This is a genomic window from Bacillus sp. OTU530, assembly GCF_038440375.1.
Map to the genome: position 1 here is coordinate 125,433 of NZ_JASATP010000011.1, position 16,557 is coordinate 141,989.

Here is a 16,557-nt window from a genome sequence, read left to right on the forward strand (position 1 = left end):
TATTGCTGACTTTGCATCATAATTAATCTTGACCGTCGACAGTTGATTGTGTTTTCTTTCCTTCATGATAGTCCTTCCATAGTGGACCGATGTATTTTTCTAATGTTTTTACGACGTCATCTCTTCGGCTCTCTTCGACATTTACAGTGTCATTTAAAATATCATTTCTAATTCGTATGAGCACAAATAAAGGAGGTAATGCAGTCTCACGGAGAGCCTTAATCATGGATTCTTCTTGTGGCGTAATATCCATAACGTATCTTTTTCCTTTCCAGTTAGGTTGTATAGAAATTAATATTAATTTGGCACTAAGGGAAATTGGCAATCATCCTAAACTCGAAAAAATCAGCATCTTCCCAAATCTTCCGCAACATATGTCAAATATCAACAACATAATTTAACATAGCTTAAATAATAAAGTTCGTTAAAGGGAAAACAATCCCTTCCTTCGCTAACCCTCTTCGTTAACACAAGAAGAAAGAGACAACAGCAGCTACTCTTCAACTCTTCCACCCGTTCGTGCAATAAGAAAAGCTCCTTGGTTGTATCCCCTCTGCCAAACTAAAAAGAAATTAGGTAAGACATCTAATGTTTAGAGATTGGAATTTCTAAAGTATTTACTTTTGAACCATCTTTTGCGGAGTAAACAAATAATTCGAATTTCGTTTCATTTGTGCTTACTAATTCTTTGTTAAAAGTAATTTTAAATTCTCCCCAAGCAGGTGCACCATCTGTTTGATAGTTATTTTCTAACAACACCTTATCTCCATCATAAAGAGCATATTGAAACACTCCTTCAAATACTTGGGCTTTCCCTGTTATAATGATTTCATTTTCAGATTCAGATACAACCACATCTTTAAATACTTCATTTTGATATACAGCATCTGTTGGCACATTGGATATTGGCTCATTTTGATTTGTAGTATTTTCATCATGCGATTCTTGTTCATTATTCTTATCTAAAGATTCTTTGTCTGTTTTATAATCATCTTTTGGTTCGGTCACACTTGTTTTTTCTCTTACTTCTTCTTTTTGTTGATTACATGCAGTTAAACCAACAATAGCCATTAATACAGCTAAAAAATAATACATTTTTTTCATCATTTTACGCCCCCTATATTAATCTATCTAAGCAACCCCTCAAAGCTTCCTTGAAGTCCCTCTTTTGCGAATATTCTGACATTTCATTTTTACCATTACTTTTTCAAGTAAACTGCCCGTTCGCACAATAAAAAGGGATTGCGCAACAACCCCTATTCTTAAATTCTTGCACCCATTAGCTTAAGAAGGATTTAAAACATCATTTCTCCAGTTAAAACCCCTGTAAAAACAGTCGCAATAATAATGGCTAGTATAGAAAGTAAAATTTTATTAAATAAACGAATAGATGTTAGACGATTTTTCAACTTGCCACTAAACTTTTAAAAAAACATAAGTATCGGAAACGTAATAACGATTGCTAATAAATCAACATAAGTAAATGGCTTACTTATATATTTATCTAAAAAAAATCCAATTAGAATTATTATGCAAAATAATACAAATTGCAAAAAGAAATATTTGAAAGACGTAATTTTAAAGCTTTTAACTGTTCAATATATCCTTTAATATCGTTAAGTTCATCTGTGAAATATTTCAATTGCATCCCACCTTATTTATGCTTGTAGTTCTATTCTTTTTTTAACCTTATTATAAAATATTTATTCAAATATCTTGCTCTATTAATTGAAGAAAGAACAATGTATATCCTATTCGCGTTTAGTTTACATAACCCGACATTATCGGAACTCAATGTATCTTGAACTCTATAAAAAGTCTCATCCTAATACAATAACGGAAAAATAAAATGCCTTTGCTGCAGCAAGGACATTAGCTTCCGGTCATTAAGAATTGGTAAACCTTATCGGTCATTTGTTATGAAGAAGCATCTAGCTTATAGGAGGTGCTTCTTTGCCCCTCACGCTGGCACTGTCACAACAGAATGATAAGCTACCCTAACGTTAGGGTAACTTAATTTTATATAAAGCGACATATAACTCTGAAAAAATTACGCCAAATAAAAAAGAAAGTCACAGTTATTTAATCTTCTATAATAAAACAGTCTCAAAAACATCTGTTTTTGAGACTGAAGTGAATTATGAATATAAACGTTTCAATACATTCTTTAATTCAGGCTTAACATCAATGACAGAACGTACTTCTTTTGCTTGCTTTTCTGCTTCTTCTACATTAGAAGCATGTCCTAGTTCAAGCAATAAACCTGTTGCTACTGTGCCTGTACGGTTTTTTCCGCCTGAGCAATGAAAATACACCTTTTTCCCTTGGTCTACCGCTTCTTTCACGGCAGCAATCGCACGTTGTACAGACTCATCTTGTCCTTCTATATCTTCTACAATCGGATACGCATGACGCGTTGCCTCTTTTGGAAACTCTGCTGGCTCTGTGCCGCCTTCACGAAGATCAAATACGTCCGTAACACCATGACCTTTTACTGCGTCCTGGATGTCGTCTACTCCACCAATATACACTTTCCCTTTTACTAGTTCATGATAATTTGCCATGTTGAAACGCTCCCTTATTGTTTATTTTAGCAGCAGCTAGAACCGCCACTGATCACAAGTCCTGCACCATGCTCATCTTCCACGTAGTCCAATGAAAGAGTCTGAGCGATATCTGCAACCTTGGGATCCATCGCCACCTCGATTCCATTAACTACTTCTGTCACATCGTTTTCTTGTGCTTCCTGTAATGTCATGGCGTAGCTTGGGCCACAACATCCAGCACCTTCAAACGTAAAACGCAATGTAGACACGCCGTTCTCTTTCATAACACCTTCAATAAATGCTTTTGCCTTGTCTGTAATAATCATGACTTTCTTCCTCTCTTATCCTGTCTTATGTCCATCTTGAGCGGCACATTCTTCAAATTGTTAATGCTTTTAACTTTTGATACCCTACTGTATCTTCTGACTGCCAAGAAATCATGACACAATGGTCGTTTGATTTTTGTTGTACTTTCTGCATCCACTCTACCTCGGATGCTGCTCGCCCACGCAATACGGGGTCTGTTGTTTGCGTCGCATAAAAGCTTTGATTGATGACCCACCACCTCGGTTCGATATCCGCACGTTTTAAATCATCTTGTAGGCGGCTCGCCTCATGAACGGGTGTCGCTTCTGCCAACGTTACAATGACAACGCTCGTTTCCTCCGGATTCCGAAGACGCGGTAATAAGTTTTGTACGGATTGCGGTACTTCTCCAGTAGAACGTGCGATTTCTTTGTGGTACGATTGTGCCGCATCCAGAAGCAATAATGTATGTCCTGTTGGGGCTGTATCAATCACAACTACCTCTTCTTTTGCCTTCTCTACAATGTCTGCAAACGCGCGAAACACTGCAATTTCCTCTGTACAAGGGGAACGTAAATCTTCCTCTAAATACGCAAGTCCTTCTTCATCCAGTGCATCCTGTGCTTGACTGATGATTTCGTTTTGATACTTTTCCACTTCTGCTTTTGGATCAATTCGGCTAACGCTAATATTGCCCTGTTCCCCATGCAACACATATTCCAAATGAGCCGCGGGATCTGTCGTAGTCAGATGAACACGCTGTCCTTTTTCAGCTAACCCAATCGCGATTGCAGAGGCTACTGTCGTTTTTCCCACGCCGCCTTTTCCCATTGTAAAAATCACACGTTTTTTTGACTCCGCCAAATCCTCAATCAACGTTTTGAGAGAAGGAATATGTAAGGCTGCCTTCTCCTCTACTTGCACGCTTTCTCCTTGCTCAAAAGTAAACAGCTTCCGAATATTTTGTACACCGGCAATATTAAAGGAAACCAACGGGATTTCGAATGTTTTCAGTCCTTTCAATTCAACCGGCATCCCTTCCAGAGCTCGCGCTTGTCGTGTAAAGAGAGCCGTAGAAACTTCATCCCCCTGCACACAGTCTTTCATCATACCGTTGACTAAAAGATATTGGTTTTCTAAACCGATATCCCGCAGCTCCTTAGATGCCCGCGCTGCTTCTTGCAGGGGAGAACCATCGGGACGCGTAACAAGCAGCAATGTTGTTTTCTCCGGACTCGATAGTGCTTCCATACTCTCTTTGTACAACATTTTTTTCGCGTCTAACCCTGCCAACGGACCAAGACAAGAGGCTCCATGCGTACTTTCATCTAAAAAACCGTTCCAAGCTGTTGGGAGTTGTAACAAGCGTAACGTATGCCCCGTCGGGGCTGTATCAAACAGAATGTGGTCAAATCGTGCAGTGAGTTCTTTGTTTGTTAACAGGGTAGAAAACTCATCAAACGCAGCAATTTCAACTGTACATGCGCCCGATAATTGCTCCTCCATGGTTGCAATCACAGCTTCTGGCAATTTTCCGCGGTACGGTCCAACTACTTTTTCTTTGTAAGCATGTGCCGCTGTTTCCGGATCAAGGTTAGTCGCAAATAAATTCGGCACACTAGGAATCGCGGTCGGTTCATTTTTCAATTCGATTTCAAACACATCTTGCAAGTTGGATGCTGGGTCCGTACTGACGAGCAATACCCGTTTTCCCATATCAGCTAATGCAACCGCCGTTGCACATGCCGTTGATGTTTTCCCTACTCCCCCTTTACCTGTAAAGAAGAGAAAGGGAGTAAAGATCATGGATGTAGGATGAAATAAATCGGTCATTCGATTTCACTTCTTTCCTTCTTTTTTCACGTTCAGGCTTAAACGCACTTTTGGCTTTTGACTAAGTTCTTCTTCTGTCATACCCGTTAAGGTAGCCAACTCGGCATTTGTCGGATACCCTGTTTCCTTCACCACTTCACCATCTACTACAATAACCGGCAATACATCCGGCCCTTTTTCCATCAACAATTTGCTGATGGTTTCGTTCGCCACAAACGCATCCGGTTCGCTACCTAGGTTATAGCGTACAATATCGATTCCTTTGTTTTTTAGATTTTGAACCGCTGCCGAAATACGGATTAATTCTGGATCTACACTTGGACCACACACGCCAGTCGGACAGCACATCGCCGGGTCAAAGATTTCAATTTTTTTCATATCTTCAGAGCCCCTTTTTTATAAAATCAGCCGAGAAGAATCTTCTCGGCTGTGAGTATGCTCATTTCAATTATTCGCCTGTTTCAGCAAATGTTTTGATTCTGTCGCTGATTTCATCGCGTACACGTTGGAAAAACGCCCACTTTTCTTCGTCTGTTCCTTCTGCCTTTGCTGGATCATCAAATCCCCAGTGAACACGTTTAATATGAGGAGGCGTTACAGGACAGTTGTCTGCTGCGTGACCGCATAATGTAACGACTAAGTCAGCATTGTTCAAAATCTTAGGGTCAATTACATCAGAAGTTTGGTTGGAAATATCAATTCCCACTTCTTTCATTGCTTTTACAGCGTTCGGATTCAATCCATGCGCTTCAAGTCCAGCACTGCGTACCTCCCACTCATCTCCAAGATGCTTTTTCGCCCAACCTTCTGCCATTTGGCTGCGGCAAGAGTTTCCTGTGCATAAAAAGTAGATTGTTTTCTTTGTCATCTGTCATTTCTCCTTTAGTACGTGATATATTAGATTGTTTTTTACTCGTGCATAAACTTATAAACAAAAGTCGCTGCAATCGCACCTAATATGGTAGCAACGATATAGATCCAAAGATGTTCGAGGTGGCCAGATACGATTGCTGGCCCAATGGAACGTGCCGGATTCATGGATGCACCGCTTATTGGTCCACCAAACATAGCTTCCAGCCCGACCGTGGCCCCAATCGCAAGCCCGGCGAATGATTTAATCGCTTTTCCATGAACAGCTGATCCTAAAATGATTATCATCAGAAAGAAAGTAAGAACAAATTCCAAACCAAACGATTGACTCTCTGTTCCTATCGGTAACGTCGCTCCTAATTTGGCAACATTTCCAAATAACAAAAGCGTTGTCATACTTGCCAGTATCGCACCCAACAGCTGCACAATTATATACGATATCGCATCCCGCTTGTTCATATCTCCATATAAGAAAAATCCAATCGTGACAGCTGGGTTAAAATGCGCACCCGAGATATGTCCAAATGTATAAATGAGTGCAGTCACAACAAGTCCGAAGGTCAACGCAACCCCTATATGCGTCAAGCTCTGTGTGATTTGATCAATCACAACGGCTCCAGGTCCAGCAAAAACTAAAAAGTACGTTCCTAAAAATTCCGCGGTTAGTTTCTTCCTCATGTTTGAACTCCTCTATATCCGCCCCCAATTATTCATTACAGCATGTGTTTAGAGTACCATTTTGAATGACCTGTATCTTGTCACTTTGGTCCGGAGCTTGTTTCAAAATATCTTCGATCAGTTCATATAGATCTGTTTGTGTATTGAGGGAATAATAAATCCACTGCCCTCTTCGTTCTTCTTTTACAAGTCCTGCATCCTTTAGTTTTCGCAAATGTTGACTAATGGAAGGCTGACTCGTGTCAAACACTTCAAGAAGTTCGCACACACAGCACTCTCGTTGCTTTAGAATCGCAACGATAGTTAAACGTGTTTTATCCCCGAGTAATTTCAACACATGTGCCATTCGATCCATATCTATAACTGTTTTCAGCATACGAACCCTCCTATCCTACATAATCAAATAACTATTTGCTTATATGTTTTGTATAAAAGAACGACATTATACACATCCTCGCTTGCAATTACTGAAGCATGTAAGTGTCTCTTGCCCTCTCTCCAAGCATAAGTATATAATCACACACTTATATAAAGCAAGGAAACGGAATCGATTTTAACATAACCTTTACAATTCTGCTCCTTTTTAATAAACAAAAAGAACGCCCATTTAGGCATTCTTTATAATCAAAGACTCAAATCAATAATTTTTCCATAATCATAACGTCTATATACTCTCCCTCCAATATCCCTTGTTTTTCAAAAACCCCTACTTCTCGATATCCAGACTTCCTATATAACCCTTGCCCTAAATGATTGAACGGGAATGTAAACAAAACAAGTTTATAAAATTGATAGTGTGTTGCGGCATCTTCCAATGCTGCCAACAATACCTGTCCAATCCCTTTTCCTCTATATTCACGCCTTACATAAATAGAGATCTCTCCTACCCCGCGATAAGCGGCACGAGGACTGTATGAGTTGATAGAAGCCCACCCTACAATTTCCTCATTTTCTTCTGCTACCACAACTGCATAGCGTTCTTCACGATCGAATAACCATTTCTTAACATAGCTCTCGCATTTGATCTCTGTTTCTAACGTAGCAATCCGATCTTCAATTCCTTGATTATAAATAGCTGTAATCGAAGTCAAATCTCTTTCTGCTGCCCGCCGTGTCATCATATACTTCATTCCCTCTCTTCGTTACTTGTATATTACAATCATTATAAACCAACATTATCGCTAATTTTTAAAAAAAGACTGTCCTATGTAGGAATATTATTTTCCATTTCATCGAACAAGAGGAGCGCCTATCTAGGCATTCCTCTTGAGATTCAGCAAACAAGTCATTTAGACAACTGGTGGCGTAGTATCACAACACATATCCAGTTGCTTATCATACACTTCAGCGTCTGCCTCCGTATAGAAAAACTCCCACTCGTTTCCGTCCGGATCTGTTACCCAAAACTTATCCTGTACAGCATAACAGCAAGTCGTATTCATCTCTTCGCGTGCAAAGAATCCTTCTTTTTCAAGTCGTTCTTTATGCACCAACACTTCTTCTTTGTTCTCAACTTGGAATCCAAAATGATTCACTTGATTCCCTGCAACTTCTTCTTTTTGATTCAGTGTAAAGTTCAACCCTGGTTTTTCTAATAAAAACTTGGCGTAGCCTTCTTTCACCTTCACAGGCTGTGCACCGAACACTTTTGTATAAAATTCCATACTCTTCTCTAAATCAGTTACATTAATCCCCACGTGTACATATAACATCTCAATTCCCCCTGTGTATGCAAATTATTAATCAAGAAAATTTGATATATTCATCAAAAAAAATTGTTTAATTACCTAAAAAAATTTAACGGGGCCGGCGGAAAATACAGCACAATTGCTCTGACAGGAGCGCGTCTACTTCTTGTGGCTCCCTCTATCCCTAAATGTCGTCTTGTTTTAACCAGCTATAAATAGTGGATGGAGCCACGCCTGTCATATCCTTAATCTCTTTTAGCGTAAATTGTTTACTTCTATACATATTTAGCGCTTTTTCTTTTATTTTCTTATTAGTAAAAGGTCTCCCGCCTTTTCTTCCCCTCGCCCTTGCAGCAGCAAGACCATCTATTGTACGTTCTCTAATAATGTCACGTTCTAATTCTGCTATACTTGCAATCATTCGAAAAAAGAAACGTCCAATTGGGCTTGATGTATCAATGCTGTCTTGGATGGATATAAAATCTATTTCCTTTTTCTCGAAAAGCTCAGCAAGTTCAATAAGATGTTTTGTAGAACGGCTAATACGATCTAACTTATATACAACAACTTTATCCCCTTTTCGAAGAACTTTTAGTAATTGCTCTAGTTCCGGTCGATCTGTATTAGTTCCGGTCATTTTTTCTTGATAAATTTCTTCTACTCCATATTTTTTTAGTGCATCAATTTGTAATTCTAAGTTTTGATCTTTTTTGCTTACGCGAGCATACCCAAAAATCAATGTAACAACACCTCTTAACAGGAAATCCCAAAATTTTATAATCAAATCTTACATTAAACATTAATTAATGTAAATAGATTAATGTATAAGTTAATGTAAAAAACAAGTACTGAAATTCATAGGTTTTAAGTGTATCGTCCAACATTACATTAAACGAACGTTTTTTGTAATAAAATATTGGTTGTAGAAGATGTGACTTTCTTTTTTATTTGACGTAATTTCTTTAAAATTAAATGTCGTTGTCTAATAAATTAGAAATAGGGTGTTTTTGCCCATCCCCTCGAAAAGGTGGATTAAGTGATTTTCCGAAAAACAAATCCCCGTTAAATAGAAAATGGGCGCTTCCTTATTCAAGAAAAGCCCCCGTTAGTTGAACAAGAGTTCTTTAAATTAAATAAGGAATACTATCCTATAATAAAACACTTAAATTCATGTGGTATTTTAGGATTAGAAACAAATAATTTTTTTCTAAAATAATCAAAGTCATTATAGTATATTTCGTATCTATTATTTGAAATAGACCAATCAATTTCGTTTAACTCATCACTCTTTACTACTATTGAATTTTCAAAGTCTTTGTCATTTTCAACTACTTTTAAAATGTTCATTTTTACACCATAGTCAACTATATTCTTTATAGTAATTACATCGTAGCCTAATTTATTAGTGAAAAATATCCATTCTGTTGAATAGTTATTTTTATTAGGCTGTGGCATTATTAATATAAAATGGACCGCCCATTTTTTTATAACTTGTCTAAAGGACTATTAACCCTATATAAAAAGGCTAGTCGATTGACTAGCCAAATTGTGTAAACAAAATGCAAAGATAACGATTTAAGACTCCCAATTTGATCAAGCTCGCTTTTGTGCCGTAAAATCTTGGTTGACTACCTTTTTATTATTTAAGAAACGTGAAAATCCAAATGTTGTAATACTTGCAAACACAACACTTAACGCACTGAACCATGTAATTGAAGATAATGATATTTGTCCCACAATTACTCCACCTAAACCTGCACCAAAAGCAAAACCTAATTGCATCATGGATTGGTTTAGACCTAGCAACACATCTGAGGATTCAGGTGATATCGTTGCTAAATTATATTGCTGAGTTGCACCTGATGACCAGGCTGCAAATGACCAGACTGTCAATATAATTAATACTGCAATATTTGAATGTGATATGAATGAAAGCACGACTAAAGATGTTACGTTTACAAGCAACCCTCTTTTTAATGTGAAAATTACGCCTTTTTTATCTGCACTTAAGCCACCTAGTTTAGAACCAAATAAGCTTGCAACTCCAAGAACAAGAAAAGTAATGCTTAAAAGATGATCACTCATACCTACAGTATTTACAAGGAATGGAGATAAATAAGTAAAAATAATCGCGTACCCTGTCATTAAAAAGAAGGTGATTGATAATGCTAAAGCAATTTTTGGTTTTTTGAACATAGCAATTTGTCTCGTTAAAGGGATTGAAGCATCACCATTCATTTCTGGTATTGTATTTATAACAATAAAAATGACAAATAAAACTAATAATGCGATACCGATAAATACAAATTTCCAGCCATACGTAGATGTAATAAAACGTCCAATAGGAACGCCAATGATTAATGATGCGGTAAATCCCATGACAACTGTTGCAATTGAACTTGCCTTTTTATTAGCAGGGGCAATCTTTGCTGCGATACTTAAAACTGTAACGACCGCTACACCTGTACTTAAAGCCATAATAATGCGAGCAATCATAAATAATCCATACCCTGGTACAATCACTGAAAGTAAATTTCCTACAATAAAAACAAATAACGTATAGATCAGTAATTTACGTCTTTCCATTTTAGACGTTAATACCATTAATATAGGTGTACCGATTGCATAGGCTAATGAAAAGACTGTAATTAATTGACCAGCCGCTCCAATTGACACTCCTAGAGCATCTGCCATTTTATCCAAAATACCTGAGATGATGTATTGTGAAGTACCAACTAAAAAACTTATCAATGCTAAAATATAAATCTTTGCTGTATTTGACATGTGAAATTTTCTCCTCAATATCACTATTAATTTCTATATTTCTATAAAAACTGAAATAATATACAAAATGAAAGAATCTATATAAGCTTCATTCTATTCTAGTGCTTTAAATTAATGTATTAAGATGCTTCTTACTATCGTATCCTTCCAATTCTTTACCATTTTTTAAACGATGAATAAAATCAGGATTAGAAATTAATGGACGTCCGAAAGCAGCGACATCAATTATTCCTTCTTCAATCACCTGATTCGCCATTTCTGGATTTAATGTACCTACCCCAATAATGACACCGTCCCAGTATTTTCGGACTAATTGATGCATCGTTTTTCCATTTGCAAGCACTCGATCAAATTGCATAATAGATGGGTGAATCATTGTTGCACCCGCTTCCTTAAATGCCTCAACAAATGTACGAATAGCCATTTCTGGATCTTCCCACATGTAATTTGGTATATCTGTTTTATGAGCAGAGAATCGGATCATTGTTCGTTCTGTACCGATTGCGTCGATAACTGCTTTAATTACTTCCTTCATGAACGTTAATCTTTGAGCAAGGTCACCACCATATTCGTCTGTACGATGATTTGTTATATCTGAATTAAATTGGTCAATTAAGTATCCGTGGGCACCGTTAATTTCCACACCGTCAAAACCTGCTGCTATTGCATTTTTCGCAGCTTGCGCAAATTGATTGATTACTTCATTAATATCTTCAATTGTCATTTCTTCAGGAACATCATATGGCTTACGGAAACGAGAGACAAGGCCTTCAGCGGGAATAGCTGATGGTGCTTGAGGAGGCAGATTTCCAGCAAGCTCGTGATGAGATAAACGACCAACATGCCATATTTGAGCGATCATTGTTCCTCCCTCTTTATGCACAGCATCAGTCACTTTTTTCCATCCCTTTATTTGTTCATCTGAATAAATGCCTGGAATTCCAGGATAGCCTTTTCCACGAGGACTAATGATCGTTCCTTCTGAAATGATTAAACCAACTCCATCGGCAGCACGTTTTCGGTAATATTCAACAATATCCTCTCCTACTACCCCCGTTTGATCATCTGCAAAGGTTCTTGTTAATGGTGCCATTGCGATACGAGAGCGTAAATTCCAAGCTCCGATTTTTATCGGTTCAAACAATTTACTTTCTATACCATTTTTTAAATTCCCCCAAGAATTTGTTTCTTTGCTAATTTGACCCATACATTTTCCTCCGTTCATTTCAATTATTCGGTATTTCTATAAATACTGAAATTTAAATTAAAATTATTCCGCTTTAACATTAAAGTAAAGCGGGAGCGTATTGTGCAAGGACTTCTCGTTGTAAACTGTAATATCTGAAGGTTCCCTCTCTACGAACTGCTAATAATCCGCAATCGAGTAATGGTTTTAAATGATGCGTCAATGTTGAATTGGCAGGGACTTTTAATTGATTTGCCATTTCCAGGCAAGCTAACTCTGATTGTTGAGCAAGTAATTTTACGATTTGTAAACGAGTCGATTCACCTAGTGCCTTATAGACTTTTACTGCAATATCATCATTCACCGCCAAAAACCTCCTTTCAGCAATTCTTACTTCAGTATTTCTAGAAATATTATAATTAATCAGAGATGCTCTGTCAAGAGAGTGCCTTTCCATTTTTTAATTCAAAGGCTGTTTTCTTAATTTAAGAATGTGATTGTGATTTCCACTTCATGATGCTCGCTTCTAAATAAAATAATTATTAAAATAATTTTTAGTCTTCCGCACTTTAGTCTAATTATCTTTTTTAACAATAATTTTCAATCTTTTTCTTTTCGAATACAATTAACCTTAACTAACGTATTTTCCAATACTGCTTTCATTGTTATTGTCGTGAATGCCGTATGTATCACCACCATACGTACCGTTAGCATTTAATCCTAACCAACGTTTTCCTAATGGGGTGCGAGGATCGCCCCCAGGAATATGTCCCGTATAGTAAGGGCGACTTTTAATTTTGTTCACGACTTTAAAAATGCCAACAGATGTTTTATCCCACGTTTTTCTGTTGCTACTGGATCAACCATTTTAATATGACCATTATAAAAATACGCAAGCTTGTTGTAGTACTTGTTAATAATGATTAAATCTTGATTCGCTGGTTTATTTGCAGCTTCTGTTTTCCACTGATTTACTCCACATAATGCGAAAATCAGCAACCAAAGTTAAAAACCCTGACGGGTTTATCAAGAAAGCGAATTGTTGGATTACGGAGTCAAAATTGCAGCTCCCGTGATAAGATGGGTTAGGGTCAACAATTTTAGGGGAAATAAAAATGTGGAAGCAGACTGAGGTTTTCGCTGTTTTTATAAAAAATAGGATGGTTAGTCAACCATCCTATTTACCTTACCCATTGAACCACTTGGTCGAGGCTTCTTCTTGTTTTTTCACGTTTTGGCTCATGAATTCTATAGCCGAATGCCACCATAACGGAGACATCAAACTTGCCATCTTCAAGCAATCCTTCATTTTTCAAAATGTCATGCACCTGATTGTAGTTGAAACCTTCAATTGGGCAGGAATCAATTCCGATTTGAGCTGCAGCTGTCATCATATTACCGAGGGGGATATACGTTTGTTTACTTGCCCAGTCAAATAAGTAACGCTCGTTTTCCAATAGAAGGAAATCCTCTTGGAACGTTTTCAGTCCATGAATCATTTGTTCTAAAACGTCTTCCGGCATTTGTTGGACATTTTTATAAATGTCTAAAATATAGTCAGAGTCGTAGCGCACATCTGTACGAGCAAGAAGGATGACGAAATGGCTTGCTGTTGGCAGCTGTCTTTGTGCACCCCAAGAAACGGCTTTTAATTTTTGTTTCAATTCCTCATTTTCGACCACTAAAAATTTCCACGGCTCAGACCCGATTGAACTTGGAGATAAGCGGCCAGTTTCTAAAATGAATTCAAAATCTTCATCGGAAATCCGTTTTGTCGGATCGAATTCTTTTGTAGCATAACGAAATTGATATGCCTTTAGAATTTCTTGTTTTTTATCTATGTTGTTCATCTATATACACACCTTTCGAAAAATCGTATTGTGCAAGGACTTCTCCTTGTAAACTGTAATATCTGAAGGTTCCCTCTCTGCGAACTGCTAATAATCCGCAATCGATTAATGGTTTTAAATGATGCGTCAATGTTGAATTGGCAGGGACTTTTAATTGATTTACCATTTCCATGCAAGCTAACTCTGATTGTTGAGCAAGTAATTTTACGATTTGTAAACGAGTCGATTCACCTAGTGCCTTTTAGACTTTTACTGCAATATCATTATTCACCGTTAAAAACCTCCTTTCAGTTATTCTTATTTCAGTATTTCTAGAAATATTGTAATTAATTAGAGATGCTCTGTCAAGAATGTGCTTTTCCATTTTTTAATTCAAAGGCTGTTTTCTTAATTTAAGAATGTGATTGTGATTTCCACTTCATGATGCCCTCTTCTAAATAAAAAAATTATCTTAAAATAACCTTTAGTCTTCCGTACTTTAGTCTAACTATCTTTTTTAACAAAAATTTTCAATCTTTTTCTTTTCAAATACAATTTATTTCTTTAGAGTTTTTCACTAAAATAAAATAACGCACATCAGGTTAAATAAATATAAGAACAAATAGTCACCAAAACATAAAGCCTGTATCAATGATTACCAAGTAATCATTGATACAGGCTATTTTAATATTCGTTATTTTACCATCGCCCCCGTTAGTTGAAGAAGCATCTAATTAATTAGCATTTAATCGATAAGATAATATATGACTTACCGATTAATCCTTTTATTTAGTCTTAACTATCGAAAACTTCTTAAATGCCAAGACTGCATTATGTCCTCCAAAACCAAAACCATTAGAAATAGCATAGTTTATTTCTGTCTTAACTGCATGGTTTGGAACGTAATCTAAATCACAATTTTCATCTGGTATTTCGTAATTAATAGTGGGAGGAGCTATATCTTCCATGATACTTTTGAGTGCTATAATGGACTCAATTCCCCCTGCAGCTCCGAAAAGGTGTCCAGTCATTGATTTGGTAGAACTCACCTTTAAATTATAAGCATGAATACCAAAAACACTTTTAATTGCTTTAGTTTCTGATTTATCTCCTTCAGGGGTACTAGTTCCATGGGCATTTATATAATTTACATCAGTAAGGTTGATTTCACCCATTTCTAAAGCTAATTTCATAGCATTTGCTGCACCGTTATAATCAGGGGAAGTAATATGATAGGCATCCGTTGTGGAACCATATCCTACAATTTCTCCTAAAATTGTCGCTCCTCTTTCTTTAGCGTGCTCATACTCTTCAAGGAATAATACACCTGCTCCTTCTGACATAACAAAGCCATCACGTTGACTGTCAAATGGACGGCTTGCCCTTTCAGGAATATCATTAAAAGTGGACATTGCTCTCATTCTTGAAAATCCAGCAAAGGCTAAAGGATTAATAGGAGCTTCAGCCCCTCCAGCTAATATTCCATCAGAGTAACCATGCCGAATATTTAAAAAAGCCTCCCCAATCGCTTGATTCCCTGTTGCACAAGCAGAAACAGGAGAATAGCTAGGTCCCTTAAATCCTGTTTTTATGGAAATAATACCAGAAGCCATATTACTAATCATCATAGGAACCATAAATGGAGAAACTCTTCTTGGTCCTTTTTCAATTAAGAATTTATGATTATCTAATATGGTATTAATTCCTCCAATACCTGAGCCAATATATACCCCGAATCGCTCCTTATTTATATTATCTACATCAATATTTGCTTGGTCTAAGGCTTGTTTAGCAGCAGCATAACCATATTGCACAAACAAATCATATTTCCCTAATTCTTTTTTATCAAGATATTGCTCTTCATTAAAGTCGGTAATAAAACCACCAATTTGAGTGCCTATATCTTTGAAGTCATCAGATTGAATTTTTTTGATCCCTGATTTACCTTCTTTAATATTACTCCAAAACTCTTCTACGTTATTTCCTAACGGTGAAACTACTCCATATCCAGTCACTACAACTCTACGTGGCATAATCAACACTCCTCTTAATTCTTCACACTATACTTAAAACGATTATTTCAAAAGACTTCTAAAAAGTTCGATTACATTTGAAAATAATGTATTCCCCCAAAACACGCTATATTGTAGTCCGCCCTTTGTGCTTGAAATCAGAAGGACAGCTAATGATTCTTTCCTGGAACATCCGAATCTATCACACTGTTTTGGATTTGAACATAGAATAATCACCTCGTTTTATGAATTGTATACTTGGTATTAATACCTGATACTAATTATACATAAAAAAAATTCTTCTTCAACTAACCTGTCCGTTAGCTTAAGTACATTTCTTCACAATCTCGCACCAATATTAATATAAATATCCAATTCAATTCAGGAATCTTATTCCTTTAAATGGCCCGTTTGCGCAACAACTTTATTGTTATTCAACACTAAATTCTTTGGGATCTTTTTTCGTTTATAAAGGTATATCTTTATGGACGCTTTTTAGCAATGACTTATGACAACAAGTAATGCTACCCTTTAAACCCTTGTTATCATTGGGGTGTCGATATAGTGTCAAATCTTATGAGTTATGACACTAAAAAAACAGCCCTCAAAGGGCTGTCAGTTGACGTAATATTCGAAAGCGGTAATAAATATATGTTGTTTATCTTAACATTTCTATTCTCTCCATGTCAGAAGACAATTATCTATGGCTTCGTTCCCCGAAAAGCTTATTTATACGATTCTGTCCTTTTTCTGCCGTAGAAATCATCTCCTCAAACAACTCTTGAACCGTAGGAACATTATTGATAAGACCGATAACCTGACCAA

At 36.8% G+C, this 16,557-nt stretch carries 19 protein-coding genes and 1 pseudogene; all 20 read right to left on the minus strand.

The window, feature by feature from the left end:
* Positions 1-22 precede the first annotated feature (22 nt).
* The 20 genes and pseudogenes from AAHB12_RS10970 to fabF all read right to left on the minus strand — a co-directional run bounded on the left by AAHB12_RS10970 (position 23) and on the right by fabF (position 15,753).
* A complete protein-coding gene (locus tag AAHB12_RS10970) occupies positions 23-253 on the minus strand; it encodes a hypothetical protein (RefSeq protein ID WP_342045335.1) in 231 nt (76 codons plus the stop codon).
* Between the two features lie 332 nt (positions 254-585).
* Complete coding sequence (locus AAHB12_RS10975) at positions 586-1,107, minus strand: Gmad2 immunoglobulin-like domain-containing protein (protein WP_342045336.1); 522 nt, start codon at positions 1,105-1,107, stop codon at positions 586-588.
* Between the two features lie 1,031 nt (positions 1,108-2,138).
* Positions 2,139-2,564 (minus strand): protein-tyrosine phosphatase family protein, encoded by a 426-nt coding sequence (locus AAHB12_RS10980; RefSeq protein WP_342045337.1) that lies wholly within the window; start codon positions 2,562-2,564, stop codon positions 2,139-2,141.
* A gap of 26 nt (positions 2,565-2,590) precedes the next feature.
* Positions 2,591-2,872, minus strand: a complete 282-nt coding sequence (locus AAHB12_RS10985) for a HesB/IscA family protein (protein ID WP_342045338.1) — start codon at positions 2,870-2,872, stop codon at positions 2,591-2,593.
* A 52-nt stretch (positions 2,873-2,924) separates the two neighbouring features.
* On the minus strand, positions 2,925-4,685 hold the full coding sequence (arsA, locus tag AAHB12_RS10990) for an arsenical pump-driving ATPase (RefSeq protein WP_342045339.1): 1,761 nt from the start codon (positions 4,683-4,685) through the stop codon (positions 2,925-2,927).
* A gap of 6 nt (positions 4,686-4,691) precedes the next feature.
* On the minus strand, positions 4,692-5,063 hold the full coding sequence (gene arsD, locus AAHB12_RS10995) for an arsenite efflux transporter metallochaperone ArsD (RefSeq protein WP_342045340.1): 372 nt from the start codon (positions 5,061-5,063) through the stop codon (positions 4,692-4,694).
* 70 nt (positions 5,064-5,133) lie between these two features.
* On the minus strand, positions 5,134-5,553 hold the full coding sequence (arsC, locus tag AAHB12_RS11000) for an arsenate reductase (thioredoxin) (protein WP_342045341.1): 420 nt from the start codon (positions 5,551-5,553) through the stop codon (positions 5,134-5,136).
* 41 nt (positions 5,554-5,594) lie between these two features.
* Positions 5,595-6,233, minus strand: a complete 639-nt coding sequence (locus AAHB12_RS11005) for an MIP/aquaporin family protein (protein WP_342045342.1) — start codon at positions 6,231-6,233, stop codon at positions 5,595-5,597.
* Positions 6,234-6,261: 28 nt separating this feature from the next.
* A complete protein-coding gene (locus AAHB12_RS11010; RefSeq protein ID WP_342045343.1) occupies positions 6,262-6,609 on the minus strand; it encodes an ArsR/SmtB family transcription factor in 348 nt (115 codons plus the stop codon).
* Between the two features lie 256 nt (positions 6,610-6,865).
* Positions 6,866-7,354: an arsinothricin resistance N-acetyltransferase ArsN1 family A gene (locus AAHB12_RS11015; RefSeq protein WP_342045344.1), complete on the minus strand. Its 489-nt coding sequence runs from the start codon at positions 7,352-7,354 to the stop codon at positions 6,866-6,868.
* A 168-nt stretch (positions 7,355-7,522) separates the two neighbouring features.
* Positions 7,523-7,945, minus strand: coding sequence for an ArsI/CadI family heavy metal resistance metalloenzyme (locus tag AAHB12_RS11020; RefSeq protein WP_342045345.1), 423 nt, complete (start codon positions 7,943-7,945; stop codon positions 7,523-7,525).
* A 160-nt stretch (positions 7,946-8,105) separates the two neighbouring features.
* A complete protein-coding gene (locus tag AAHB12_RS11025) occupies positions 8,106-8,660 on the minus strand; it encodes a recombinase family protein (protein WP_342045346.1) in 555 nt (184 codons plus the stop codon).
* 404 nt (positions 8,661-9,064) lie between these two features.
* Positions 9,065-9,268 (minus strand): hypothetical protein, encoded by a 204-nt coding sequence (locus AAHB12_RS11030; RefSeq protein WP_342045347.1) that lies wholly within the window; start codon positions 9,266-9,268, stop codon positions 9,065-9,067.
* A 246-nt stretch (positions 9,269-9,514) separates the two neighbouring features.
* Positions 9,515-10,705, minus strand: a complete 1,191-nt coding sequence (locus AAHB12_RS11035) for an MFS transporter (protein ID WP_342045348.1) — start codon at positions 10,703-10,705, stop codon at positions 9,515-9,517.
* A 106-nt stretch (positions 10,706-10,811) separates the two neighbouring features.
* Positions 10,812-11,912 (minus strand): alkene reductase, encoded by a 1,101-nt coding sequence (locus AAHB12_RS11040; protein WP_342045349.1) that lies wholly within the window; start codon positions 11,910-11,912, stop codon positions 10,812-10,814.
* A 79-nt stretch (positions 11,913-11,991) separates the two neighbouring features.
* Positions 11,992-12,255 carry an ArsR/SmtB family transcription factor gene (locus AAHB12_RS11045; protein ID WP_223588145.1) on the minus strand — a complete coding sequence of 88 codons (264 nt, stop codon included), beginning with the start codon at positions 12,253-12,255 and terminating at the stop codon, positions 11,992-11,994.
* A 437-nt stretch (positions 12,256-12,692) separates the two neighbouring features.
* Entirely contained in the window at positions 12,693-12,890 is a 198-nt protein-coding gene (locus tag AAHB12_RS11050) for a hypothetical protein (protein WP_342045350.1), read from the minus strand.
* Positions 12,891-13,072: 182 nt separating this feature from the next.
* Positions 13,073-13,741: an NAD(P)H-dependent oxidoreductase gene (locus tag AAHB12_RS11055; protein WP_342045351.1), complete on the minus strand. Its 669-nt coding sequence runs from the start codon at positions 13,739-13,741 to the stop codon at positions 13,073-13,075.
* Positions 13,725-13,970: pseudogene (locus tag AAHB12_RS11060) on the minus strand (ArsR/SmtB family transcription factor); the annotation flags it as partial. The pseudogene AAHB12_RS11060 and the gene AAHB12_RS11055, both read right to left, overlap by 17 nt.
* 535 nt (positions 13,971-14,505) lie before the next feature.
* Positions 14,506-15,753: a beta-ketoacyl-ACP synthase II gene (fabF, locus tag AAHB12_RS11065; protein ID WP_342045352.1), complete on the minus strand. Its 1,248-nt coding sequence runs from the start codon at positions 15,751-15,753 to the stop codon at positions 14,506-14,508.
* Positions 15,754-16,557: the final 804 nt, after the last annotated feature.